This is a genomic window from Pseudomonas sp. P4_C4, from assembly GCF_056402055.1.
On sequence record NZ_JBFUID010000046.1, the window covers coordinates 14,681 to 40,239 of the forward strand.

At 61.6% G+C, this 25,559-nt stretch carries 18 protein-coding genes and 1 pseudogene; 7 read left to right on the top strand and 12 right to left on the bottom strand.

The features are described from left to right. Nucleotides 1-70 precede the first annotated feature (70 nt). Together AC1DXW_RS21925 and AC1DXW_RS21930 are read left to right on the top strand one after the other, a co-directional pair. Complete coding sequence (locus tag AC1DXW_RS21925; protein ID WP_477760442.1) at nt 71-2,608, top strand: PAS domain-containing hybrid sensor histidine kinase/response regulator; 2,538 nt, start codon at nt 71-73, stop codon at nt 2,606-2,608. 67 nt (nt 2,609-2,675) lie between these two features. Beyond that, the gene (locus AC1DXW_RS21930; RefSeq protein WP_007898282.1) at nt 2,676-2,951 is read left to right on the top strand and encodes a peptidylprolyl isomerase; all 276 of its coding nucleotides are present in this window, start codon (nt 2,676-2,678) and stop codon (nt 2,949-2,951) included. 126 nt (nt 2,952-3,077) lie between these two features. Here AC1DXW_RS21930 and AC1DXW_RS21935 read toward each other — a convergent pair whose 3' ends face one another. From AC1DXW_RS21935 to AC1DXW_RS21970, 8 genes are all read right to left on the bottom strand, one after another. Further along, nucleotides 3,078-4,010, bottom strand: a complete 933-nt coding sequence (locus AC1DXW_RS21935) for a sugar kinase (RefSeq protein ID WP_477755212.1) — start codon at nt 4,008-4,010, stop codon at nt 3,078-3,080. 154 nt (nt 4,011-4,164) lie between these two features. Further along, nucleotides 4,165-5,382 (bottom strand): amino acid deaminase, encoded by a 1,218-nt coding sequence (locus AC1DXW_RS21940; RefSeq protein WP_477755211.1) that lies wholly within the window; start codon nt 5,380-5,382, stop codon nt 4,165-4,167. A 39-nt stretch (nt 5,383-5,421) separates the two neighbouring features. After that, nucleotides 5,422-6,186, bottom strand: a complete 765-nt coding sequence (locus tag AC1DXW_RS21945) for an IclR family transcriptional regulator (protein WP_108217296.1) — start codon at nt 6,184-6,186, stop codon at nt 5,422-5,424. Between the two features lie 134 nt (nt 6,187-6,320). After that, nucleotides 6,321-6,710, bottom strand: coding sequence for a RidA family protein (locus tag AC1DXW_RS21950; protein ID WP_477755210.1), 390 nt, complete (start codon nt 6,708-6,710; stop codon nt 6,321-6,323). Nucleotides 6,711-6,738: 28 nt separating this feature from the next. Then, nucleotides 6,739-7,533, bottom strand: a complete 795-nt coding sequence (locus AC1DXW_RS21955) for an amino acid ABC transporter ATP-binding protein (RefSeq protein ID WP_477755209.1) — start codon at nt 7,531-7,533, stop codon at nt 6,739-6,741. Beyond that, complete coding sequence (locus AC1DXW_RS21960; RefSeq protein ID WP_218430801.1) at nt 7,530-8,192, bottom strand: amino acid ABC transporter permease; 663 nt, start codon at nt 8,190-8,192, stop codon at nt 7,530-7,532. Before AC1DXW_RS21960 ends, AC1DXW_RS21955 begins: the two co-directional genes overlap by 4 nt. A gap of 8 nt (nt 8,193-8,200) precedes the next feature. Next, nucleotides 8,201-8,863, bottom strand: coding sequence for an amino acid ABC transporter permease (locus AC1DXW_RS21965; RefSeq protein WP_108217292.1), 663 nt, complete (start codon nt 8,861-8,863; stop codon nt 8,201-8,203). Nucleotides 8,864-8,914: 51 nt separating this feature from the next. Next, nucleotides 8,915-9,763: a transporter substrate-binding domain-containing protein gene (locus AC1DXW_RS21970; protein WP_477756633.1), complete on the bottom strand. Its 849-nt coding sequence runs from the start codon at nt 9,761-9,763 to the stop codon at nt 8,915-8,917. Between the two features lie 371 nt (nt 9,764-10,134). On the opposite strand from AC1DXW_RS21970, the gene wecB reads away from it, so the two are divergent. From wecB to AC1DXW_RS21995, 5 genes and pseudogenes are all read left to right on the top strand, one after another. Beyond that, nucleotides 10,135-11,286 (top strand): non-hydrolyzing UDP-N-acetylglucosamine 2-epimerase, encoded by a 1,152-nt coding sequence (wecB, locus tag AC1DXW_RS21975; protein ID WP_477760443.1) that lies wholly within the window; start codon nt 10,135-10,137, stop codon nt 11,284-11,286. Then, a complete protein-coding gene (nfrB, locus tag AC1DXW_RS21980) occupies nt 11,283-13,457 on the top strand; it encodes a cyclic di-3',5'-guanylate-activated glycosyltransferase NfrB (protein WP_477755179.1) in 2,175 nt (724 codons plus the stop codon). Before wecB ends, nfrB begins: the two co-directional genes overlap by 4 nt. After that, a complete protein-coding gene (locus tag AC1DXW_RS21985) occupies nt 13,454-16,618 on the top strand; it encodes an NfrA family protein (RefSeq protein ID WP_477755178.1) in 3,165 nt (1,054 codons plus the stop codon). The genes nfrB and AC1DXW_RS21985 overlap by 4 nt, the downstream gene beginning before the upstream one ends. Next, entirely contained in the window at nt 16,618-17,496 is an 879-nt protein-coding gene (locus AC1DXW_RS21990; RefSeq protein ID WP_477755177.1) for a DUF4434 family protein, read from the top strand. The genes AC1DXW_RS21985 and AC1DXW_RS21990 overlap by 1 nt, the downstream gene beginning before the upstream one ends. A 186-nt stretch (nt 17,497-17,682) precedes the next feature. Then, nucleotides 17,683-18,035, top strand: a pseudogene (locus AC1DXW_RS21995) (HisA/HisF-related TIM barrel protein); the annotation flags it as partial. A 7-nt stretch (nt 18,036-18,042) separates the two neighbouring features. Here the strand turns inward: AC1DXW_RS21995 and AC1DXW_RS22000 are convergent. The 4 genes from AC1DXW_RS22000 to cobN all read right to left on the bottom strand — a co-directional run bounded on the left by AC1DXW_RS22000 (nt 18,043) and on the right by cobN (nt 25,559). Beyond that, nucleotides 18,043-19,689 (bottom strand): phospholipase D-like domain-containing protein, encoded by a 1,647-nt coding sequence (locus AC1DXW_RS22000; RefSeq protein WP_477755176.1) that lies wholly within the window; start codon nt 19,687-19,689, stop codon nt 18,043-18,045. A 193-nt stretch (nt 19,690-19,882) separates the two neighbouring features. Continuing rightward, complete coding sequence (locus AC1DXW_RS22005; protein ID WP_477755175.1) at nt 19,883-20,428, bottom strand: vWA domain-containing protein; 546 nt, start codon at nt 20,426-20,428, stop codon at nt 19,883-19,885. Between the two features lie 119 nt (nt 20,429-20,547). Further along, nucleotides 20,548-21,555, bottom strand: a complete 1,008-nt coding sequence (locus tag AC1DXW_RS22010; protein ID WP_477755174.1) for a magnesium chelatase ATPase subunit I — start codon at nt 21,553-21,555, stop codon at nt 20,548-20,550. Between the two features lie 158 nt (nt 21,556-21,713). Further along, nucleotides 21,714-25,559: a cobaltochelatase subunit CobN gene (cobN, locus tag AC1DXW_RS22015; RefSeq protein ID WP_477760444.1), complete on the bottom strand. Its 3,846-nt coding sequence runs from the start codon at nt 25,557-25,559 to the stop codon at nt 21,714-21,716.

Below are 25,559 nucleotides of genomic sequence, written 5' to 3' on the forward strand. Positions count from 1 at the left end.
GGTCCTCCACAATCGACCACCTGTGCAAGAATAGAGGCCAGCCAAAGCGACTCATGTGCAGGACTCCCGAATGAACGCAACACCAACCGCCAGCGATGCCCAGGCCTTGATCGCCCGAATCGACTGGGCAAGCAGCCCGCTGGGCGCGGCCAGTAAATGGCCACAAAGCCTGCGAACCGCCGTGGACATCGTCATCCACTCGCCAATGCCGATGCTGTTGCTATGGGGCCCGCAGCTGACACAGATCTACAACGACGGCTTTGCCCTGCTCGCCGGAAGCAAACATCCACACGCTTTCGGCCAACCGACACACCTGATCTGGCCAGAGTTGCAAGACTTTACCGACCCGATATACAGCGCCGTCCTGCAAGGTCAGGTGCGAACCTACAGCGAGCAGCGCTTTACCCTGCAACGCGGGGACCGGGAATCCGACTTCTGGCTCGACCTGACCTACAGCCCGATCCGTGACGAAAGTGCCAAGGTGGCCGGGATCCTGGTCACCGCCATCGAAACCAACGAACGCCGGCGCATCGCCCTCGAACTCGAACAGCGCTCGGCGGCCAGCCTCAAGGCCCAGCGTGAAACCGAGGAGCGCCTGCAACTGGCCCTCGCCGCCACCGATGCGGTCGGCACCTGGGACTGGGACATCAGCGAGGACCGTTTCATCGCCGATGCGCATTTTGCCCAACTGCACGGGATCGACCCGGCCATGGCCAGCCAGTTGCCGATCAGCGAGTACCTGCACGGCGTACACCCGCAAGACCGCGCCCTGATCGCCCGCAGCATCAAGCATTGCATCACCCACGGCACTGAGTACGCCGAGGAGTATCGCCTGCTCCAAACCGACGGCCAGATGCGTTGGGTGTTTGCCCGCGGTCGCTGCTACAAGGATCACCACGGCCGGCCGATGCGCTTCCTCGGCGCCGCCCTGGACCTGACCGAACGTAAACACACCGAACAGGCCCTGCGCCAGAGCCAGACCGAGCTGCAACTGATCATCAACGCCATGCCGGTCCTGATCAGTTACGTTGACCGCGAAGAACGCTTTCGCCTGAACAATGCGGCGTACCTCGACTGGTACGGGCTGACGCCGCAAGAACTTTACGGGCGAACCATTCTTGAAGTGATCGGCGAAGAAGCCTATGCACTGCGCGCCCCGTACATCACTGAGGCGCTGTCCGGCCGGCCCTGCTGTTTCAGCATCAGCACGCCACACCGCGACGGCAGCATCCGCCAGGCCTTGATGAATTACCTGCCACGCCACGGCGCAGACGGCGCGGTAAACGGTTTCTACATCTTCGTGATCGATGAAACCGAAAGCAAAAAGACCGAAGAAGCCCTGCGCAACCTGAACGAAACCCTTGAGGAACGGGTTGCCGCCCGCACCCGCCAACTGGCCGAGGCCAACGAGCGCCTGCAGAACGAGATGTTCGAACGTGAGCGTGCCGAAGACGCCTTGCGCCATGCCCAGAAAATGGATGCGGTCGGCCAGCTTACCGGCGGCATCGCCCATGACTTCAACAACATGCTCACTGGCATCATCGGCAGCCTCGACCTGATGCAGCGCTACATCGCCGACGGCCGTGCCAGCGAGATCGGCCGATTCACCGAGGCGGCAGTGTCCTCGGCCAACCGTGCCGCCGCCCTCACCCATCGCTTGCTGGCGTTCTCCCGGCGACAGTCGCTCAACCGCAAGCCGCTGAACCCCAACGAGTTGGTTCACTCGCTCGAAGACTTGTTCAGTCGAACCAAGGGCGACCACATCGAACTCAAACTGCAACTGGCCGAAAACATCTGGTGGATCAGCACGGATGTCAGTCAGTTGGAAAACGCCTTGCTCAACCTGGTGATCAACGCCCGGGACGCCATGCCGGATGGCGGCGTGCTGCAGATCGAAACCGCCAATGTGTACCTCGACGGCAGCGACATCACGACCCTGGAACCACTCAAGCCCGGCGACTACGTGATGATTACCGTCAGCGACAACGGCACCGGCATGACGCCCTTGGTGCTGGCCAAGGCATTCGACCCGTTCTTCACCACCAAGCCCATTGGCCAGGGCACCGGCTTGGGCTTGTCGATGATTTACGGTTTCGCCCAACAATCGGGGGGCCACGTCAGTCTGTTCAGCCTGCCTGAACGGGGCACCAGCGTGCGCTTGTACCTGCCGCGTCTGCATTCGGCCGAGTCGGAAAAAGTCCTGTCGCCCGTCGGCGGCGAGGCACCGGCGGCGATTGCCGGCGAAACCGTGATGCTGGTAGAGGACGATGCGGCGGTGCGCATGCTGGTACTGGACCTGCTCAAGGAGCTCGGCTACCGCGCCCATGAAGCCGAAGATGCCAAGAGTGCCCTGCCGGTGCTGGAGTCAGACCTGCGGCTGGACCTGTTGGTGACCGACGTCGGGTTGCCAGGCATGAACGGCCGGCAACTGGCAGAAATCGCCCGCCAGCACCGCCCCGAACTGAAAGTACTGTTCATGACCGGTTACGCGGAAATCGCCGCCGAACGCCAGGGCTTCCTCGAAGAAGGCATGGACATGGTGGCCAAACCGTTTTCCATCGACCTGCTGGCCAACAAGATTCGCACGATGATCGGTCAACCAAACTGAGTTGAGGCATAATCGCGCGCCCCCGCTGCCACCCACATAGCCACCACCGTTGCAAGGTAACCGCCACATGAAAGCTCAAGCCCGCCATATTCTGGTGAAAACCTCGGAAGAAGCCGAGCAGCTCAAACAACGCATCGCCAAGGGTGAAGCGTTCGATGTCCTGGCCAAGAAGTACTCGACCTGCCCCTCGGGCAAGCGCGGCGGTGACCTCGGTGAAGTACGCCCGGGGCAGATGGTCGGCGTGATCGATGCGGTAATCTTCAAAAAACCGCTGCGGGTGGTGCATGGGCCGATCAAGAGCAAGTTCGGGTATCACCTGGTGCAGGTGTTTTACCGGGATTGATGCTGTTGGCTTTCGGCCCCCATCACGAGCAAGCTCGCTCCCACAGGGGTTCTGCGCCGGGCACAAATCAATTGTGGGAGCGAGCTTGCTCGCGATCCGATGGCGCAGCCAGCGGCCATTCACCGCTTACCGTGGGATCAGCGCCCCTGGTACCTGAATCACCCGGCTCGCCAACCGATGCCCGGCCTCGGCAGCTTGCGAAGGGCTGCCGCCCTTGAGCCGCGAAGCCAGATACGCGGCACTGAACGAATCCCCCGCCGCCGTGGTGTCCACCACCCGCGCTACCTTCTGCGCCGGCACCTCGAATGACTCGCCATCACAACGAATCAGGCACGCTTCGGCGCCGCGCTTGAGCACCACCTCCGGCGTACCCATCTGCTCATACGCAGCGAACACCGCCTCACAATCGGAGTAACCGAACAACGCCTCTTCGTCATCCACTGTCAGCAACGCCAGGTCGACATGCGGCAGCACACGGCGATACGCCGCCCGGGCGTCCTCGACCGACGCCCACAGCCGTGGCCGGTAGTTGTTGTCGAACACAATTCGCGCATCGCACTGGTGGGCTTCGATCAGGGTGTTCAGCAACTTTTCCCGGCCTTGCACGCCGAGTACCGCCAGGGTGATGCCGCTGAAGTACAGCACGTCGTAATCCGGCAGCGCCGCAAGGATCGGCGCGGCGGCCGGGGTGGTGAAGCAATCGCGTACCGCCGCTTCGTTGCGCCAGTACAGAAAGCGTCGCTCACCGGCGGCGTCAGTCTGTATGCAATACAAACCCGGCAGACGTCCCGGCAGGCGCTGAACCATGCCGAGCCCGATGTTTTCCGCGGCCCAACTCTGGCACATCGCGTCGCTGAAACTGTCATCGCCCAAGGCGGTGACGTAATCCACGGTGCCGTTCTCTCCCAGTTCCCGGGACAGGTACACCGCCGTGTTCAAGGTGTCGCCACCGAAGCTCTGTTGCAGGCTGCCGTCGGCGCGATGCTGCAACTCGATCATGCATTCGCCTATCAGGGCGATGCGTGGAGTGTTGGGGCCGAGGGTGTTGATGGTGTTCATTGTTGTGGGGTCTCTGGTGTTTCGGTGTTGTCTGGTCGGGCCTCATCGCGAGCAAGCTCGCTCCCACATTGGATCTTCGGTGTACACAAAACCCTGTGGGAGCGAGCTTGCTCCGGGCGGCGATCCGACGATGACCGCAACTCGGTCTCAAACTTTAGAAACAGGTTTCCATGGTCTCGATGACGTTCAGTTGCTCGTCCACCAGACAGCCGATACGCCACTTGTCGAACGTCAGGCACGGGTGCGATGTGCCGAACGAAATGATGTCGCCCACCCGCAGACCAACCCCTGGCGCCACGGTCATGAACGCATGCTGATCCATCACCGCGGTCACCTTGCACGCACTCACGTCATCGCCTTTGGCCGGCACCACACCCGCCTTGTACCGCAACAACGGCACCGGCAAGCCGGCGTCGTAGGCCACGTCGCGCTTGCCCAGGGCAATCACCGCAAACCCCGGCTCCGGCAATGACTGCACGTGCGCCCACACTTCCAGCGCCGGACGCAGGCCTTCGTGCAGATCGCTGCGACGGTCGAGTACGCAGCACTGCGCCTCCTTGTAGATGCCATGGTCGTGAGCCACGTAACTGCCAGGACGCAGCACGCTGAGGAAACGTCCACCGGCGTTCTGCGCTTCGAAGGATTCGGCAATCAGGTCATACCAGGCCGAGCCCGACGCGGTGATGATCGGCTTGGCAATGGCGAAGGCGCCGCTGTCCTGCAACTGCACCGCCAAGCGCACCAGTGACGCGGCGAAATCGCGGATACCGGTCACGGCGTGATCACCATGGATCACGCCTTCGTAGCCTTCGATCCCGGTCAGGGCCAGGGCCGGTTGCGCGGCGATGGCCTTGGCCAGATCGAGCACTTCCTGCTCGCTGCGGCAACCGCAACGACCTCCGACTACGCCGTATTCAATCATGACGTTCAGGCGCACGCCGCGGGAGGCGAAATAGGCGCCGAGGTCGGCGACGTTGTCCGGATGATCGACCATGCAATAGAAATCGAACGTCGGGTCGGCCAGCAGGTCGGCGATCAGCGCCATGTTCGGCATGCCGACCAACTGGTTGGCCATCAACACCCGGCGCACGCCATGGGCGTAGGCGGCACGGGTTTGCGTGGCGCTGGCCAGGGTGATGCCCCAGGCACCGGCGTCCAGTTGGCGACGGAACAGCGCCGGGGTCATGCTGGTCTTGCCGTGGGGCGCCAGTTCCGCACCGCTGTTGCTGACGAAGTCCTGCATCCAGCGAATGTTGTGTTCCAGCGCCTCGCGGTGCAGTACCAGCGCGGGCAGGCTGACGTCACGCACCAGGCTGGCGCCGATCGGGGCAGCGCCTTTGTCCACGTTGGCAGTATGGGGGGCAGAAGACATGGTCGAACTCCTAGTTCACGCGGCTGCAGGCAGCCGCTGTTATTCGTTGATGCGACGGGCCAGGCTGTTGGCGCTGTCGATCAGCACCCGGCGGTAGTCATTGTAGTTTTTCTTGGCATCGGCTCGTGGAGCGACGATGCACAGGGTCGCGATGGCCACGCCGCCAGGGTCTTTGACCGGGGCGGCGAAGCAATGAGTAAAGGTGTCGGCGACGCTATCGAAAGAAAAGAAACCATCGATCCCGGCCTGACGGATTTCCTTGAGAAACTGCTCCAGAGGCAAGCGTTCGCCGTCAGGCAGGATGAAGTCGTCGTGGTCGATCAGGTCGACGATTGCCTGGTCGCTCAGGTGCGCCAGCAACAGCCGCCCGGAGGCGGTCCAGGGGATGGGTGCGTTTTCGCCAATGTCCGAGGAAATGCGGAAATGCCGTTCCCCCTCCTTCATCAGCGCAACGGTGTATTTGCGCCCGTTGAGCAGACACATCTGCGCCGTTTCATGGGTCTGGCTGACGATTTCCTGCAGGGCGTGATCGGCCTCGCGGGTCAGGTCGAAATGGCGCAAGTGGGCCTGGCCGAGAAAGTACAACTGACGACCGAGGTAGACATGACCGTCCTTGCCCACCGGCTCCAGGATCCGCCGTTCCAGCAGCGAGGCCACCAGTTCGTAGACCGTGGATTTGGGGCTGCCGATGCCGTTGGCAATGTCGTTCGGGCGCAGGGGCTGGCCGATCTCCTTGAGGAAATCGAGGATATCGAATGCCCGGTCCAGACCGCGTGCCCGGCGCTTGATGGTGTCTTCGGTCATTTCAGTGGTCCCCATTCAAAGTCGCCCGTAGGAGCTGCCGCAGGCTGCGATCTTTTGATCTTGCCTTGGCAGCACCCATCAAAAAACGCCAGAAGATCGCAGCCTTCGGCAGCTCCTACAAGAGCAACCGCCGATCAAGCCTTTTTCTTGTAAGCAATACAGTCGATCTCCACCTTGCAGTCGACCATCATGTTCGCCTGCACACAGGCCCGCGCCGGGGCGTGTTCGGGTTTGAAGTACTCGGAGAAGACCTTGTTGAAACTCGTGAAATCCCGCGGATCCTCCAGCCACACGCCAGCACGCACCACGTCTTCCAGGCCGAAACCTGCCTCTTCGAGAATCGCGATCAGGTTTTTCATGGTCTGGTGGGTCTGCTCGACGATGCCACCGACAATGATCTCGCCGTCCACCGCCGGCACCTGCCCGGAAACGTGCAGCCAGCCATCGGCTTCAACGGCGCGGGCGAAAGGGCGAGGCTGACCGCCAGCGGCGGTGCTGCCGGTGCCGTAACGAGTAATGCTCATGGGTGTTTCTCCTGCTTTGAAAATGACGTTAAAAGCGAGTGCTTTTGAGAAATTCCGCCAGTCGTGGCGATTGCGGGCGCTCGAACAGGTCCTTGGGCGGCCCCTGCTCTTCGATACGCCCCTGATTCATGAAAACGATCTTGTCCGAAACCTCGAAGGCGAAGCGCATTTCGTGGGTCACCAGCAGCATGGTCATGCCGTCTTCGGCCAGGCCCTTGATCACGCTCAGCACTTCGCCGACCAGTTCCGGGTCCAGGGCCGAGGTCACTTCGTCGAACAACATCAGGCTCGGGTTCATGGCGATTGCGCGAGCAATCGCCACGCGCTGTTGCTGACCGCCAGACAACTGACCGGGGAAGTGATCACGACGTTCCAGCAGGCCAACACGCTCCAGCCATTTCTCGGCCAGGGCCACGGCCTCGTCCTTGTGCAGTTTCTTGACCTTGAGCAGACCCAGGGTGACGTTCTGCAATGCAGTCAGGTGCGGAAACAGGTTGAACTGCTGGAACGCCATGCCGGTCATGGCGCGATGGCGGGCAATGACTTTTTCCGGGTGGCGAATGCGTTTGCCGTTGACCTCGTCATAACCGATGGATTCACCGTCGAGCAGGATCTGCCCGCCCTGGAACTCTTCGAGCATGTTCACGCAGCGCAGCAGCGTGGTCTTGCCCGAGCCGCTGGAACCGATCAGCGTTACCACGTTGCCGCGCTGCATGCTCAGGTCGACGCCCTTGAGCACTTCAAGCTGGTCGTAACGCTTGTGCAGGCCGCGAATGTCCAGCAGGGATTGGCCGTTTTGTGCATTGGTTTGAGTCTGAGTCATGGCAAAGCCACCCGCTTTTCAATGTGCCGGCCGAGTAACTCGATGCCGTAGTTGATGACGAAGAACAGGAATCCGGCGAACAGGTAAAACTCCAGGGTCATGAAGGTCCGGGCGATGATCTGCTGGGTGCTGAGCAGCAACTCGGCAACGCCGATCACCGACAACAGGGTCGAGGCCTTGACGATCTCGGTCGACGAATTGACCCAGGTCGGCAGAATCTGCCGCAGCGCCTGGGGCAACAACACGTAACCGAGGGCCTGGTAGAACGTCAGGCCGATGGCCTTGCTCGCCTCCATCTGCCCAAGCGGCAAGGCCTGCAAGGCACCGCGCACGATCTCGGCGACATGGGAGCCGCAGAACAGCGTCAGCCCCAGCGCACCGGCCTGGAACGCGCTGATCTGCCAGCCCAGCGCCGGCGCCATGTAAAAGCACGCCAGCACCAGCACGAACACGGGCGTGCCGCGAATCACATCGACATAAAAACGAAACGGTGCGCGCATCCAGAATTTGCCGTAGGTCAGCACCAGCCCGGCGACGACGCCAACCAGTGTGCCGAGCAAAATCGCCAGCACCGACACCTGGACGCTGGTCAGGAAGCCTTGCCACAGCACTTCCCGCGCCACCCACAACTCATGCAACCAACTGGGGGATTCGTACATGGGGCCTCCTATCGGCGAATCGCCAGACGCTGTTCGAGGTAACGCAGCATCATGGCAATGAGGTAACAGGCCGCCACATAAAGCGCCGTGGTCACCAGCCAGGTTTCAATCACCCGGTAGCTCTCGACATTGATCTTGCGCGCGTAATAGGTCAGCTCAGGTACGGCAATCGCGGCCGCCAGCGAAGTGTCCTTGAACAGCGAAATGAAGTTGTTCGACAGGGCCGGCAACACATTGCGCAGCATCACCGGCACGGTGACGTAGGCCTTGACCTGCCACTCGCCCAGGCCAATGGCCAACCCTGCTTCTCGCAGACCCTTGGGAATGCTCAGCAAGCCGCCGCGAAACACTTCAGTCAGGTACGCCCCGGCATACAGCGACAGGGTGATGATGAACGAGGGGATCTTGTCCAGCCGGATCCCCAGGCTCGGCAACGCAAAGTAGATCAACAGGATCAACACCAGGATCGGCGTGTTACGAATCACCGTGACATACACCGACGCCAGCACCCGCAATGCGCGATGCCTGGACAGCAAGGCAAACGCCATCATCAGGCCGATCACGCAGCCGATGGCGATCGACACCAGCGCCAGTTCAAGGCCCATACCGAGCCCCGCCAGCAAGGTGTCGAAATCGCGCCAGACGGCGGCAAAGTTCAACTGATAGTTCATGGTCAGAAGTACCTTGAGCGGGGCGACTCAAATCGCCCCACTCTCACGGAATCATTTGAATTCGACGGGGAAGCCAATCGCCGGCGTTGGCAGATCCACACCGAACCACTGCTTGAACGACGCTGCGTAAGTCGGGAACTCAACGCCGGTCATGGCTTCATGCAGGGTGGTGTTGACGAAGTTCAGCCAGTCCTGGTCGCCGCGCTTGACCGCGCACGCATAGGTCTGCGGGCTCCAGGCGTAGGCCGGGCTGCGATAACGGCCAGGGTTCTGCACCATCAGGTACTTCACCGAAGACTGATCGGTGGCCGCTGCGTCGGCGCGGCCGGAGTTCACGGCCTGGTACATCAGGTCCACGCTGTCGTACTGATCGACCTTGGCCTTGGGTAGCGCCTGGTGCACCAGTTCTTCGGCATAGACGTTTTGCAGCACCGCCACGGTGAGACTGTCACCGGCGGCTTTCATGTCATCGATTTCCTTGTACTTGCTGTTCGCCGGCAGCAGCAGGCCGACACCTTCGCGGTAGTACGGCAGGGTGAACGCCACTTGCTGGGCACGGCTGGCCGTCACGGTGATGAACTGGCAGCTCATGTCGACCTTGTCGGTCAGCAGGTTGGGGATACGTGCGTCGGACGACTGCACCACGAACTCGACTTTGCTCGGATCGTTGAACAAGCCCTTGGCCACCATGCGCCCGATATCAATATCAAAGCCTTGCAACTTGCCATCCGCGCCCTGGAAGTGCCACGGCGCGTTGGTGCTGCCGGTGCCTACAATCAGTTTGCCGCGGGCCAGAACGCTATCGAGCTTGCTGTCTGCTGCCTGGGCCACGCCCATGGCAGCGGCAGAGGCTGCGAACAGAAAAACACATGCTGTGAACAAGGAAGGTCGGCGATGCATGGCAAGCACTCCAGGGTGATGTTTATTCCGCTATACCGGAACTATGTATGTAACAACGGAATAGACAGCAGAAAGTGTGCCACCGGATGTGGAGGAAATGTGAGCGAAATTGAAATTTGTTTTGAATCAGGGGGATGCATGCAAACAGGAAAAATCGTTACCAAACGCACGGCCTCCTGACCGCTACCGTTGGCTACAAAGGGCGGGTATCTGGTTCACAACCGGGCGCAGATGAACCCATTCGAAGCAAGAACTGCGAGCCAGTGCAGTTCATTGGACAACGCCCCATCCGACTGCTTTATTCTATGTCCGAGAAATAGCCGGTTTTAGCAGCCGCGACGTATCCGGCGCGTGCGGTCCCAGGAGGGTTGATGTCATTTAAAGTCATGATGGTTTTCGGTACGCGTCCGGAGGCCATCAAGATGGCGCCCTTGGCGCGGGTCCTGCGTAATTGGCCAGGTATCACCCTGAACATCTGCTCCACTGGCCAGCACCGGGAAATGCTCAAGCAGGTCCTCGACTCGTTCGAACTGACGGTCGATGAAGACTTGCAGGTGATGACCCAGGGCCAGACGCTCAACGGCCTCTCCGAACAATTGCTGGGGCAGCTCGACAAAGCCTACGAGCGGGTGCAACCGGATATCGTGCTGGTGCACGGCGACACCACCACCAGCTTCATTGCCGCCCTCGCCGCCTTCAATCGCCAGTTGCCCATCGGCCACGTCGAGGCGGGTTTGCGTACCGGGAACTTGCGCGCACCCTGGCCGGAGGAAGCCAACCGGCACCTGACCGGGGTCATCGCCGACCTGCATTTCGCGCCGACCGCCAATAACGAAGACAACCTGCTGCGCGAAGGTGTGTCCAAGGCCAACATTGAGGTCACCGGTAATACGGTGATTGATGCGTTGGTATGGATGCGCAATCACCAACAGGAAACCCACTGGCACCCGGCCGCCGACTCGCCGCTGGCCATGCTCGACGACAACAGGCGCATGGTGCTGATCACCGGGCATCGCCGGGAGAACTTCGGCGGCGGCTTTCGCAACATCTGCCTGGCCCTGGCTACCCTCGCCGAACGTTATCCCGATGTGCAATTCGTCTACCCGGTGCACCTCAATCCGCAGGTGCAAAAGGTGGTCTACAGCGTTCTCTCGGACAAACCCAATATCTATCTGGTAGCGCCGCAGGATTACCAGCATTTCGTCTGGCTGATGGGCCGCGCGCATTTCATTCTCACCGATTCCGGTGGCATCCAGGAGGAAGCCCCCGCCATTGGCAAACCGTTGTTGGTGCTGCGTGATGTCACGGAGCGGCCATTGGCGCTCGAAGGCGGAACGGTGGTGCTGGTGGGCACCGACACCGATCGTATCGTCAAGGAATCGAGCCTGTTGTTCGATGATGACGCCACCTTCCAGCGCATGAGCCGGGCCCATAGTCCTTATGGCGACGGACACGCCAGCGAACGCATCGCCAATCGCCTCGGCATCTGGTTGAAACACCGGGCGGCGGGTAGAGCCGTATGAGCCTGGCTTTTGTCGACTTCTTTGCCTATGCGTTGTTCGCACTCAAATACCTCGCGATTACCCTGGCCCTGCTGATGTTCATACTCGGGCTCGATGACCTGTTCATCGACCTGGTGTACTGGACCCGCAAACTGATCCGGCGCTGGCGGATCTATGAAAAATTCAAGCGCGCCGATGAGCAACGGCTGTACTCCATCGGCGAAAAACCCCTGGCGATCATGGTGCCGGCGTGGAACGAGGTCGGCGTGGTCGGCGAAATGGCGCGCCTGGCCGCCTCGACCATCGACTACGAGAACTATCAGATTTTCGTCGGCACCTACCCCAACGACGCCGAGACCCAGGCCGACGTCGATGCGGTGTGCCTGCACTATCCCAACGTGCACAAAGTGGTGTGCGCGCGCCCCGGCCCCACCAGCAAGGCCGACTGCCTGAACAATGTGATCGACGCGATCCTGCGGTTTGAAAACGATGCAAAAATCCAGTTCGCCGGCTTCATCCTGCACGATGCCGAGGACGTGATTTCGCCCATGGAGTTGCGCCTGTTCAACTACCTGCTGCCGGCCAAGGACCTGATCCAGATTCCGGTCTACCCCTACGCACCGGAATGGAAAGGCTTCACCGCCGGGCACTATGTCGACGAGTTCGCCGAGAACCATGGCAAGGATGTCATCGTGCGCGAGGCGTTGACCGGGCAAGTGCCCAGCGCCGGGGTCGGCACTTGCTTCAGCCGCAAGGCCATCAGTGCCCTGCTCGAGGACGGTGATGGCATTGCGTTCGACGTGCAGAGCCTCACCGAGGACTACGACATCGGTTTTCGCCTCAAGCAAAAAGGCATGAAGTGCATCTTCGCCCGCTACTCGGTGACCGACCCGAAACTGGCGCTTGAACAGCCTTGGGTGTTCGGGATGGACCGTGCGTTTTCCCAGGTGATCTGCGTGCGCGAGCACTTCCCCAGGGATTTGCGGCACGCGATCCGCCAGAAGTCACGATGGATCGTCGGCATAGTGTTCCAGGGCACCAAGAATCTGGGCTGGAGCTCCAAGGGCCTGCTCAATTATTTTCTGTGGCGCGACCGCCGTGGCCTGATTGCGTACCTGTTGAGCTTCCTGGTGAACATTCTGCTTCTGGTGTTGCTGGCGATGTGGCTGGTCACCGTGATCACGCCGAATGCCTGGCGGTACCCGTCGTTCCTCTCCGACAGCACGTTGTTGGCGACCCTGCTGTGGCTCAACGGCTTCATGCTGCTCAATCGGCTGTTTCAGCGCGGTTGGTTTGTCACCCGTTATTACGGTCTGGGCGAAGGGCTGCTGTCAGCCCCCCGAATGATGTGGAGCAATTTCGTCAATTTCTTCGCCAACCTTCGGGCGCTACGCCAGGTGATGCAAATGGGCGATTCACGTCGCGTCGCCTGGGACAAGACCACTCATGAATTTCCGGCCCTGGCCGAGGCCCAGCGCACACCGCTGGGCCATCGACTGGTGGAAAAAGGCCTGCTCACTGAAGATCAACTCGAGGCAGCGATCACCAACCCGGTACGCCGGCGCCTGGGTCAAGAACTGCTGCTGCGCGGACACATCGACACTACGCAACTGGTGCAGACCCTGGCCGAACAGCTGGACCTGGAATGGGCGCCACTCAATCCGTTCAAACTCGACAAGCGCCTGATCGATGCGGTGCCGCGCAAAATCGCCACACACTATGGCGTGCTGCCGGTCGCCGAGGAAAACGGAACCTTGGTGCTGGCTTCCGAAGGTCCGGTGAGCCAGGTGTCTATGGGAGCCATCAGCCGTCAACTGAAACGCCCGGTGCGTTGCCGCCTTGCACCACAAGGTCGGGTTACACTGGGAATCCGCTACTGGTACGCCAGCCCTCGTCAAAGCGAGGAAGTACATCAGATGCTTGAGGTGCTTGAGCAACATCAGGACGACGAAGACCTGATCGAGCGCGTCAGCCATCACCAGGTGTTGCTGGGCAATCTGTTGCAAGTACGCGGCATGGTGCCGCCAACCCTGTTCAATCAGGCGCTGATCGATTTCGATGCGGAAAAAATGTCTCTAGGTGAACACTTGATTGAACGCGGCATGATCACCCAGGAAATCCTCGAACAGGCCCTGTCCGATCAGACGAGCGAGCAGCACGCTGCCTACTGCATCGCCCGGGAGGTCGTATGAAGCCCGTCCATCGTCAAACCTTGATGGCCGGTAGCCTGTTGCTCTGCCTGAACACGACAGCGTGGGTGCAAGCCGAACCGTTGACCGATTTCGATCAGTTCCGCAGTTACCCCTATATGGACCGAAGTTACCGCGAAGCGAAAAACGGCAACTGGAAGGAAGTCGAACGGCTGATGCGCCACTTGCTGAGCAAAGTGCCAGAAAACGATGAAGCGCGGGCGTTACTGGTGCAATCGCTGGTCAAGCAGCAACGCTACGAAGACGCCGTGCAAGCGCTACCGGATACTCCGGCCAACAGCGACACTCTGCTCAACTTGCGCCTGGCCTGGATCGAACAGGACCCACCGGACAGAAAACAGGTGGAGCAGTGGATAGGCTCCAGCAATCTGGACCAGCGCGTGCGCCTGTGGCAGGCCTACAGCGCGAGCCTGGCCAAGCGCGGCAGTGCAGCCTCGGCCCATGACTGGCTGGCGCAACTGCCGCCCAAGGGTGATGAGCGAGCGCTGCAACTGGCCCGGGCCAATTGGTCCGAGCAATTGCGCGATTGGGATGGCACCGTCAAGGAACTGGCGCCTCTGGCCGCGAACCAACAACTCGATGCCCAAGGCTGGCAACGCCTGGCCAACGCCTACGTGCAACGCCTTGACGAGCAACCCTTGCAGCAATTGCTGCAAACAGCGCCAAGCCCGGAAGCCGCGCGCAAGACTCGACTGGCCATGGTCGACCGGGCGATCGCCATGGGCCACGTCCAGCAGGCAGAGCGCTGGATGCAATCGCTGCCGCCTGCCGATCTTGCCGATCCGGCGCAGCGCCAGCGCCTGTGGGAACTGGCGCGGCAAACCGGCGACAGTGCCACGGTGCAACGCTTGAGTGGTGAGTTGCAGCGGCCCTGCCTGGAAACCGCCGACTGGCTGTCGCGGCATGATCCGCAAGCTGCGCTGACTCAGTTGAAAAGTTGCCAACCCGAAGAAAATCCGCAGGCCTGGCTGATCCTCGCCCAGCGTCTGCAAGCCACCGAACTGCTGCAAACAACACGCCTGCCGGAACCCTGGGACTCGCGACGCCGCGAACGCCTGCTGGATGTCTGGCAGGATGAGGGCCGCAGCGACAAAGTCATGGCCTACCTCGCCAGCCAACCGCAGACCGCCGACGTGGTCAAACGCCGCGCCGAACTGCTCCAGGCATCGGGTCGCAACAGCGAAGCGGCGGTCTTCTGGGAGCGGTATTACCAGCAGACCGGCAATCTCGATTCGCTGAATCAGGCTACCTACCTGGCGCTGAATGCCGGCCAACGGGAACATGCGCAACAGCTGCTCGAGAACGCCTACGACCGCCACGGCGGCAATCTGCCGACGCCCTTGCTACAACGGTTGGCAGGGTTGTATGCCGCGTCGACACCGACCGCGGCACAACAGCAACGCATCGTTTCGCTGCTCAACCGCGTCGACCCCGCCACTCGAGGGCAACTGCTGGCGCAATTGGCGGAAAACGGCCAGTGCAGCGCGGTTCAACAGGTCATTGGCGATCACCCGCAAGCCGCAGGCGATTACCGCGCCCTCGGCCGCTGCGCAATGCCTGAGCGCCCCGGCGAAGCAGTGGTGTATTACCAGACCGCCGAAAAAATGGGTAACCGAAACAGTCGCTTGCCACTGGCTTACGCCCTGGAAGCTGCCGGAGATTCGGCGGGTGCCCTGGCCATCTGGCGCAGCATTCCGGACGCCGAACTCAGCGACAATGCCCGTCTCACTGCCAGCCGTGGTGCCCTGAATATCGGCGACACGCAAACGGCCGAACACTACTGGCAACAAAGCCGCACCCGTGGCGCCAATGATTGGGCATTGGGCGCGGCGATTGCCGATGCCCGGGGCGATCACACGCTCGCGCTGCAGCGCCAGCGTTCCGCCCTGCAACTTGCACCGGATGCCGAGCACTTCTACGCCGCCTCCGTCACCGCGCAAAAGGCCGGCGACCTGCCACAAAGTACCGAGTGGCTGGCCGAGGCCATGCGCCGGGATCCGGCCAATCCCCGTTATCGCGCCGACTACGGCGTGCGCCTGGCCGGTGCCGAGACCAAGGCAGAACGCGCCCGCGCCATCCCGTATCTGCAACGCGCCACCCAGGACTTCCCGGAAGACTATCGCCTCGGCGAAACCCTGGCCTGGCGTTATGACGAGGTCGAAGACAGCGCCTCGGCGCGCAAGGAACTGCGCCGGGTGATCGACCTGGAACAGAACCCGGTGACCGCCGATGACGAGGAAGGCAGCATGCAAGCGCGTCGCTATCGCCAGCGTCGCGCCCACGAAAGCCTGTCCCGTCGCGACTCAGTCACCATCGCCAGCACATGGTCGCCGGCCGGGATATCGACCAACGACTTCGTACGCCCTGACCAGAGCACCGGCACGCAGCGACGCTCCAGCTCGCAGAACGTACAACTGGCCATGTGGGACCACGCATTGGGCGATGAACCCAGCCGCGCCGGCAGCACGCTGTCGGTCTATGGCCGCGTGCTGCTTGGCGGCGTGGGCCGTTCGAGCTATGCCGAATCCCTCGGCACCGGCGTCGGCCTGCGCTACAAGCCCTGGGGCACCGCCAACATCAACTTCTATGGCGAGCTCTACAAACAAAGCCAGTTCGATGACCAGGACAACCATGGCCTGAGCCTCGGCCAGATGCTGGTACCCGAAAAGCTGTCCGATCAGGTGGACGATCAACGTGACGATGGACACACCACCACTGACTACCTGTTGCGCGCCACGGCGTCGTTCCTTGATCAGGGTCGATTCCGCAACGATTGGCGAGTCGATGAAAGCGACTGGGAGGAGCGCTTCCTCTACCTTGACGCGGCGTGGTGGACCAAGGCCGGCGACCATCAATGGCTGTCGCGCTTCCAGCAAGGGCACACCTGGAAGCTGCCGTTCAACGGCGCGCAAACGATCATGCCGTACGGTTTCCTCGAGTTCGCCAGCCAGGACCCGAGCAACGACTGGCGCCAGGATCTGCGCACCGGTCTGGGCCTGCGTTGGCAATGGTGGTTCAACGATGACATTTACAACGCCTATCGCGCACACCTGACTGTACGCACCGAGTATCAACAAGCGTTGGGCGGCAATCTGTATGACGGCGGCAACGGCGTGCTACTGGGCGTGGAGTTGAATTTCTGATGAGGCGACTACTTCTGGTTTTGTGCCTGTTGCTGGGTGGTGTGGCGAGCCATGCCGACGAGCGGATTTTCTACCAGCCGCTCAATGCCGATGCCAACCTGAGCCAGGCGCAATGGCAGCGAATCTGGCAGGACACCGCCCGACAAGGCGCGCACACGGTGATCGTGCAGTGGACGGCCTACGGAGATTCGGACTTCGGCGGCGCCAACGGCTGGCTCGCCGGCAGCCTGAAACTGGCCCAGGCCCAAGGCTTGAAACTGGTGCTGGGGCTACGCATGGACCCGGCCTATTACCAACGCATCGATGAACTGGACAGTGCCGGACTGGCGACGTACTGGCAGGCGCAACTTGGGCAGTCGCTGACCCAGCAGCAGAAGCTGCGCAAAGACTGGAAACTCCCGGTCAGCGGCTGGTATTTGCCCATGGAACTGGATGACCTGCACTTCCTGCCGCTCAATCGCCGGCAAACCCTGCAACGCCAGCTCAAGGACTTTTCCGGCAAACTCGACGCACCGCTGCACATCAGCGTGTTCAGCGTCGGCAAGCTCGCGCCACAGGTGAATGGCCAGTGGCTGGGTGAATTGGCGAACACCGGGATTCAGGTGTGGTGGCAAGACGGTGCAGGCACAGAGCGCTTGCCACTGTTGGTTCGCAACGGCTACGCCAATGCACTGCCCTGCTCCATTGGTATCGTCAGGGAAGCGTTCCGGCAAGTCAGCGCTGCCGGGCAACCCTTCCGCGCCGAACCGATGCCCCCGCAATCAACCTCGCCGCGCTGCCACCCGACGTCGGTTTTCTCCCTGCGCTACCGACCGTGGGGTAAAGCGATTCTCGACAACCAGCACAACAACAAGGTCGGCGATGTACAAAACCAATGAAGATGAAGTGCTGAAAAAATTGGCGCCGGATGGGCTTAAAGCATGAATTTGATCGGCTACACACATTTTGCATATTGATCTAGATCGCCAGTATTGCGGTCTGGATTGCTCCCGTGTCCCGACCTGACCTGGTGCTTGAATGACGTCATAACCCGTTCGGCATTTTCATCGCAGGTCATGCCTTCGGCGCGGATGCCGGTGATGGTGACGGGCGGGATCCGGCGTTTGGCAATCGTCGAACAGGTCCTCGAAGCGGCATCGCCATGACCGGAATCGGCACCGCACTGGCCGTGGAGCCGCACTTGGTCAAGCATTGGCGCGAAGGCCAGAACAGCCATCCGCAACTGCCGCCGATCCGCTGGAAGCGCAAGCCCCTGGCGGCGCTGGCGAACATGGCGGTGGTCAAGTTCCAGCTGCATCGCTTGAGTCGTGGGCGCAAAACCCGACCCAAGGTTTCGGCGTTGTTGGCGTTGATTCTGGATCAGTTGTACATCGCCAGGCGGACCCGGCAGTATCGGCAGGCCATGAACGCGGACTGATGGATCGCTATTGGCCGGTAAACCGCAGTCGCGACAACATCCGTAGATCCCCCGCGCGGTAATAGTGATCAGTCCAGCTGTTATCCGTCGCCAACGGCTGGACCTGCTTGAGCGCAAGTTTTTTCGCGAAATAGCGAAAGCGGTAATGCTCGTAGAACCGCAGCAACTCCAGGCCATAACGGTCTGCCAGATCGGTATCGCCGCGAATGATCAGATAGTTTTCGTCATTGCCGTTGCTGGCTGCGTCGCTGAGGTTGTGGCTACCGCTTATGATCGTCGGCGCATCACTGGTGAAGTCAGTGACGATGGCTTTGGTGTGCACCAGGATATTGCCCTTCTGACCCTCCCTGCTTTCCTTGAGCCAGCCTTCCAGCCCTTTGTCGAGCAGGGCAACGGTGGTGAATTCAGCGGTGCGGTCGGCGTGAAACCCGGTGATTTCGCTGGCGGTGTTTTGCAGGCCATAGCGCAGGATGTCGTCATGGGGCAAGCCGAGCAAGGCGTTGAGGATGGCGTCGGGCAAGGCGAACGCAGTGACGAACAGCACGTCCTTTTTCGCGGCATTGATGATCGAGACGAACTCATCCAGGTCACCCCCGCCCGAGCGCGGCGAGAACCCGGCGAAAAGTGCCTGCGTCGGATCCATCGGGTTGTGCTGCGTGATCCATTGCCGCGTGGCGCCGACATCTGCCGGCGTGCTCCAGACCTGCTCGAAGGTTTGCAGATAACGGGTACTGAGCCGCGTATCGTCCAGCACATGCACCACGTTGGCCTGACGGTAAACGCCGTTGGGGGTGAAGTTGGTACTGCCGCAGAGTACCGCTTCGGGCTGATACTGCCCCGCTGCGTCGAGCCGACTCAAGACCATGAACTTGTTGTGAAAGATATTGTGGGTGACCCGCCCGCGTTTGTTCGCCTGGGGGATATTTTTCAGGCTGACCTCGTTCAAGACGGTAGTGTCGTCGCCCGGTTGCGCGTGATAAAGGACGCGAACTTTCACGCCGCGTTCCAGCGCAGCCTCCACTGCGTCGACTATCACCTGTAACTGGTACTCATAGATGGCGATATCCAGCGCCCACTGGCCATCGACAGCACGCGCGATAAACCCCAACAAGCGCCCGAGCAAACCGTTCTCCAACCATCTACGCGGGGCATCGGGCCAGGCTTCGATGGGCAGCTTGTTCTTTTTGCCAATGAGTGCATCGAGATCGGGAAACTTGCGCTCGAACGCCTGACTGGCGGCTACTGCGCGGTTGAAATTGACACTTTGGTTGCCGGGATGGCCATCGTCGGAGGTGACCGTTACCTCCAGGCACTCACCCAGTTGTGGCGCATTGTGGCTGCCGTAGACCAGGTAGACCCGATAATGGATCGTCATCCCCGGATTGACCGCGTAATCGGCCCAGCGGAATTTCTGTAACGGTGCGATATCACTGGGCGTGGCGTGCAACTGGGGGAAGGTATGGTCCTTGTCCGGGAACGTCAGGCTATTGAACAGAAACATCCAGGGTTTGCTGCCCTGCTGTTTTTCAATGGCAAAACCCAACAGGCCAATGCGACGGGATTCGGCCAGGTCCATGGCCAACAGCACGCCATTGGTGCCGGCGTAAGCCTTGACGCGAAAATCGCCCTGTTCATTGACGGCCAGGATACGCATGGTTCACTCCTGTGATGGATTTGCCCGGTGAGCATAGATCGTCGATGAATTTTTACCCTGACGACCCGAAACCGGATTGATGCCGTCGCGAGCAAGTCGGATCGCCGCACCGCCGCTCCCACACCGGATCTTTGCCAGATCTGATGTGGGAGCAACTTTGCTCGCGAAGAGGCCAGCACAGACAGCGCAATGTTCAGCCTGGAGGCAGATCGTCCATATGTCGATAATCCGATTGCAGCTGCGCAGCCAATACTTTGCTGCGCCCAAGACGAATCGGCCCGCGTTCGATGTCGATCACCAGCCCTGGGCATTCGATTGCCGGCAGCATGGACCAGTCCTTCAGCCGCCCATCGGTCACCAATAAAAGTCTTTGCTGTTCCGCCGGAAAGCGTTTTTGCCGCGCGGTCAGCCAGTGCCTCGCCTCACCCAGCGCCGCCAGCAACGGCGTTCCGCCGCCTGCGCCGAGCCCATCGAGCCAATGGCGCAAACCGTTGGAAGCCTTCAACCCTTGCACCTGCCACTTGGGCACCGAGCCGCTGGCGGTCAGCAACGCCAGGCGCGCACGTTGGCGGTAGGCATCATCGAACAGCTGCGCCAGCAAGCCTTTGGCATCACTCAACGCCTGATGACGGCGGGTCGAAGCCGACGCATCGACAATCACCAGCCACAATTCTTGGGGCGAACGGGTGCGCAGTTGATACAACAGATCAGCACGCTGACGGGGCCGACCATTAAGCAAGGTGCCGGGCCAGTTGACCGAACCGCTACGTGCTGCATGACGCTTGCCTTGTTTGCCGTGGTCCAGCCGCCCGGCCCGGGGTCTGGCATTCGCCCCCGCGTCGCAGCGAGGGCGAATGCCTAGGGCTTTTTTGGCCAGCTCGGCACTTCACGTCGTGCGCCGACCGCGAGCGCCTGGGCAGGCAACTCGCCCCACTGGCCCTGCCCTTCGCTTGGGTTGGCGTGCTGCGGCGCCGATTGTTGCGTCGCCTGGGATGGCTGAGGCGCCGGAGCTGAATGCTCGCGACGACGATGGCGCAAGGCGAACTCGGCGACTGCGTCGATATCTTCCTCGGCGATGGCGTTCGCCCCGCGCCAGGCGGCATGAGCCCGTGCGGCACGCAGCCAGACCAGATCGGCGCGCAATCCATCGACCCCGGCAGCAAAGCAACGCTCGGTAATCTGTGCCAGCGCCTGGTCGTCGAGGGGAATGCTAGCCAGTGCATTGCGTGCGTTCCGGCAACGCTCGCGCAGAGACGCCTGCGCCGATTCCCATTCGGCGCAGAAACCTTGCGGATCACTGTCGAAATCCAGGCGACGGCGGATGATCTGCCCGCGCTCGGTCGGCGCAGTGTGACCACCGAGGGCGACATTCAAGCCGAAACGGTCAAGCAGTTGCGGACGCAGTTCACCCTCTTCCGGGTTCATGGTGCCAATCAGCACGAACTTCGCCGAGTGCCGATGGGAAATGCCGTCACGCTCCACCAGATTGGTGCCGCTGGCGGCCACATCGAGCAGCAGGTCAACGAGGTGATCGGGCAACAGATTGACCTCGTCGACATAGAGCACGCCACCGTCAGCCTTGGCCAGTACGCCGGGGGAAAACTGTGCGCGCCCCTCGCCCAGCGCCGCATCGAGATCGAGGGTGCCGACCAGGCGTTCCTCGGTGGCGCCCAATGGCAAGGTGACGAACTGACCGCTGGCCAGCAGGTCCGCCAGACCCCGGGCCAGGGTCGACTTGGCCATGCCCCGCGGGCCTTCGATCAGCACACCACCGATTTTCGGGTCGATGGCGGTCAGGTACAGGGCCAGCTTCAATTCGTCGGCGCCGACCACGGCGGAGAGCGGGAAATGCGGGGTGTCGGTCATTGTTTTATCTCAGTCATGGTCGGGGGTAGAAACACCAATACCTGTGGGAGCGAGCTTGCTCGCGATGGCATTTGTTCAGTCGAAAAAGATGTTGCCTGATAGACCGCTATCGTCGGAACGCCGCCCGGAGCAAGCTCGCTCCCACAGGTTTAAGCGCATCAGCTGTCTTCTTCTATATCCAGCAACAGACTCTCCAGTGCCTCGCGGTACTCGCCCGGCTCCTTCCACAGCCCGCGCTGTTGCGCCTCGAGCATGCGCTCGGTCATGTCGCGCAAGGCGTGGGGATTGTGTTCGCGGACAAAATCCCGGGTGTCCGGATCGAGCAAATAGGCATCGGCCAGCAACGCGTACTGGTGATCGTCGATCAACTGCGTGGTGGCATCGAAGGCGAACAGGTTGTCGACTGTCGCGGCCATTTCGAACGCACCTTTGTAGCCGTGACGCTTAACGCCTTCGAGCCACTTCGGATTGGCCGCACGGGAACGGATCACCCGGTTCAGCTCTTCCTTCAAGGTGCGAATCTTCGGCAGGTCCGGCTGGCTGTGGTCGCCATGATAGCTGGCTGCGGCCTCGCCCTTCAGGCTTTCCACCGCCGCGAGCATACCGCCCTGGAACTGGTAGTAATCGTTGGAGTCGAGCAAGTCGTGCTCGCGGTTATCCTGGTTTTGCAGCACCGCCTGTACCTGGCTCAAGCGCTGGCTGAACTGTTCGCGGGCGGCGGTGCCCTCGTCGGAACCGCCGTAAGCGTAGCCGCCCCAGTTGAGGTAAACCTCGGCCAGGTCCTCGCGGGTTTGCCACAGACGACCGTCGATGGCGCCCTGCACACCCGCGCCGTAGGCACCGGGTTTGGCCCCGAAAATCCGCCAGCCGGCCTGACGTCGCGCAGCGTCTTCATCGAGCCCCGATTGCAGCAAGGCTACACGCTCGGCGCGTACCTTGGCCGCCAACGGATTGAGGTCGTCCGGCTCATCGAGGTCAGCGACCGCTTGCACCGCCGCGTCGAACAAGCGAATCAGATTGGCAAAGGCATCACGGAAGAAACCGGACACACGCAAGGTCACGTCCACCCTCGGACGATCGAGCAAACTCAGCGGCAGAATCTCGAAATCATCGACCCGCTGGCTGCCGGTCGCCCAGACTGGACGCACGCCCATCAGCGCCATGGCCTGGGCGATGTCATCGCCGCCGGTGCGCATGGTCGCGGTGCCCCACACCGACAGACCGAGCTGGCGCAAATGATCGCCGTGGTCTTGCAGGTGGCGCTCGAGAATCAGGTTGGCCGACTGGAACCCGATGCGCCACGCCGTGGTGGTCGGCAGGTTGCGCACGTCCACCGAATAGAAGTTGCGCCCGGTGGGCAGTACGTCCAGGCGACCACGACTCGGCGCGCCGCTGGGACCGGCCGGGACGAAGCGACCGCTCAGGGCATCGAGCAAGCCGCGCATTTCTGCGGGGCCGCAGGCGTCCAGACGCGGGGCAATGACGTCACGCAAACCATCGATAATGGCTTGTACCTCAATCCAGTCCGCGCCCCCCTGTAGGAGCGAGCCTGCTCGCGATGGAGTGACAGCCACATTGATGCCAACTGACACTCCATCGCGAGCAGGCTCGCTCCCACAATGGTCAGCCAAAGCATCCGAGATCAGTTGGGTGGCGAACAGCTCGAGGCGTTCGCGGGTATCGCCCGCCGTACGCCAGGTCTCGTCGCTGATCAGCAAAAGCGGCTCGGGACGCGGTCCGGTCCACGGCTCGGCCAAGGCGCAATCGAGCGGATCGAACCCTAGTCCGAAGGCCTTGGCCAGTGCCCGCAGCAGACTCGACTGCGCACCGCGGCCATCGCCCCGTGGAATGCGCAACAACGCCAGCAAGGTATCGATACGCAAACGCCCGGTGGGCGATTCGCCGAACACATGCAGGCCATCGCGGATCTGCGACTCTTTCAAGTCGCACAGATAAGTGTCGAGTCGCGGCAACCAGATCGCTGCATCGGCATCGCTGTCGAGCTGCTCGTCCAGCTGCAGTTCACGGTCGATGTGGGTGTCGCGCACCAGTTGCAGGATGTCGCGCTGCAACTCGCGGGCGCGGCGCGGATCGAGCAACTGCGCTTCGTAATACTCGTCGGCCAACAGTTCGAGGTTACGCAGTGGGCCGTAGGTTTCGGCGCGGGTCAGCGGTGGCATCAAGTGATCGATGATCACCGCCTGGGTGCGCCGCTTGGCCTGGGCGCCCTCGCCCGGGTCATTGACGATGAACGGATAGATGTTCGGCAGCGGCCCGAGCAGTGCATCCGGCCAGCAATTTTCCGAGAGCCCCACGCCTTTGCCTGGCAGCCATTCGAGGTTGCCGTGCTTGCCGACGTGGATCACGCCGTGGGCGCCGTAGGTGTTGCGCAGCCAGAAGTAAAACGCCAGGTAACCGTGGGGCGGGACCAGGTCCGGGTCGTGATACACCGCGCTCGGGTCGACCTGATAACCCCGCGCCGGTTGAATGCCGACGAAGGTCAGGCCCAAGCGCAGGCCGGCGATCATCATCCGTCCGCTGCGGCACATCGGGTCGCTCTCCGGCGCGCCCCAACGTTCGAGCACCGCCGCGCGGTTGGCTTCGGGCAGTGCATTGAACATCGCCAGATAATCATCCATGCCCAGGCTTTGCTGGCACGGACGCAGGTCGAGGGTCTCGAGATCGTTGCTGACGCCACCCAGCAACTGCTGGATCAGCGCGGTGCCGCTGTCCGGCAACTCAACCGGTAATGGATAACCTTCGGCATGCAGCGCCCGCAGGATATTCAGCGCGGCGGCCGGGGTGTCGAGGCCGACGCCATTACCGATGCGACCGTCGCGGGTCGGGTAATTGGCAAGAATCAGGGCAATGCGTTTTTCTGCATTTGGCACCCGCGCCAGATCGACCCAGCGCCGCGCCAGTTCGGCAACGAAATCCATGCGTTCCGGTTGTGGCCGATAGCAGACCACATCCGACTGACTGCGCTCACTGCGCCACGCCAGGTCCTTGAAGCTGATCGGACGGCTGATGATACGCCCGTCCAGTTCCGGCAAGGCGATGTGCATCGCCAGGTCGCGAGGGCCAAGCCCTTGTTCACTGGCACGCCAACCCGGCTCGTTGTCCTGGGCGCAAATCGCCTGGATCACCGGAATATCGCGACGGAACGGCCGCAGGTGCGGCGCTTCGGGACTGGACTGGGCGAAACCGGTGGTGTTCAGGATCACCGAGACGCTGGCCTCGTCCAGCCAGTCCTCGACCATGGAAAGGCAAGCTGGCTCTTTAAGACTGGCCAGCGCAATCGGCAATGGATTCAACCCCGCCGCCTGTAAACGCTGGCAAAAAACATCAATGAAAGCGGTGTTCGCCGCCTGCAAATGCGAGCGGTAAAACAGCACCGCCGCCACCGGTTGATCGGCGTGCCAGTCGGCTTGCCAGTCGCTCAGTGCGGCAGAATGTTGGTGCGGATGGTAAATCGCCGTGCGCGGCAGGGTTTGCGGCTCGCCCCAGGTGTAATCACGCGCCAGCCAGCGGTTGGCCAGACAGCGGAAGAAATCCAGGGCGTTACCCATGCCACCCTGACGCAGAAACTGCCAGAGCCGGTCGCGATCCTCGGCACCGACGGTGCTCAGGTCACTGAGCTCCGGGTCCGGACGATCATCGCCCGGCACCAGAATCACCTGCACGCCGCGCTGCGACAGTTCGACCAGGCGCTCGATGCCGTAACGCCAATAGGCGATGCCGCCGTGCAGTGAAATCAGGATCACCCTGGCGTGACGCAGCACTTCATCGACGTACAAATCGACCGAGGCATGGTTCTGCACCAGCATCGGGTTGGCCAGGCGCACGCTCGGGTAATCTTCGGGCAATTGCTGCGCCGCTTCGGCGAGCAGCGCCAGGCTGGAATCGCCGCTACACAGGACCACCAGCTCGGCAGGGGTTTGTCCAAGGTCGGCAATGTTGTCATCCGACACGAAACCGCCGGGTTGGGTCCTGAGCAGGTGCAT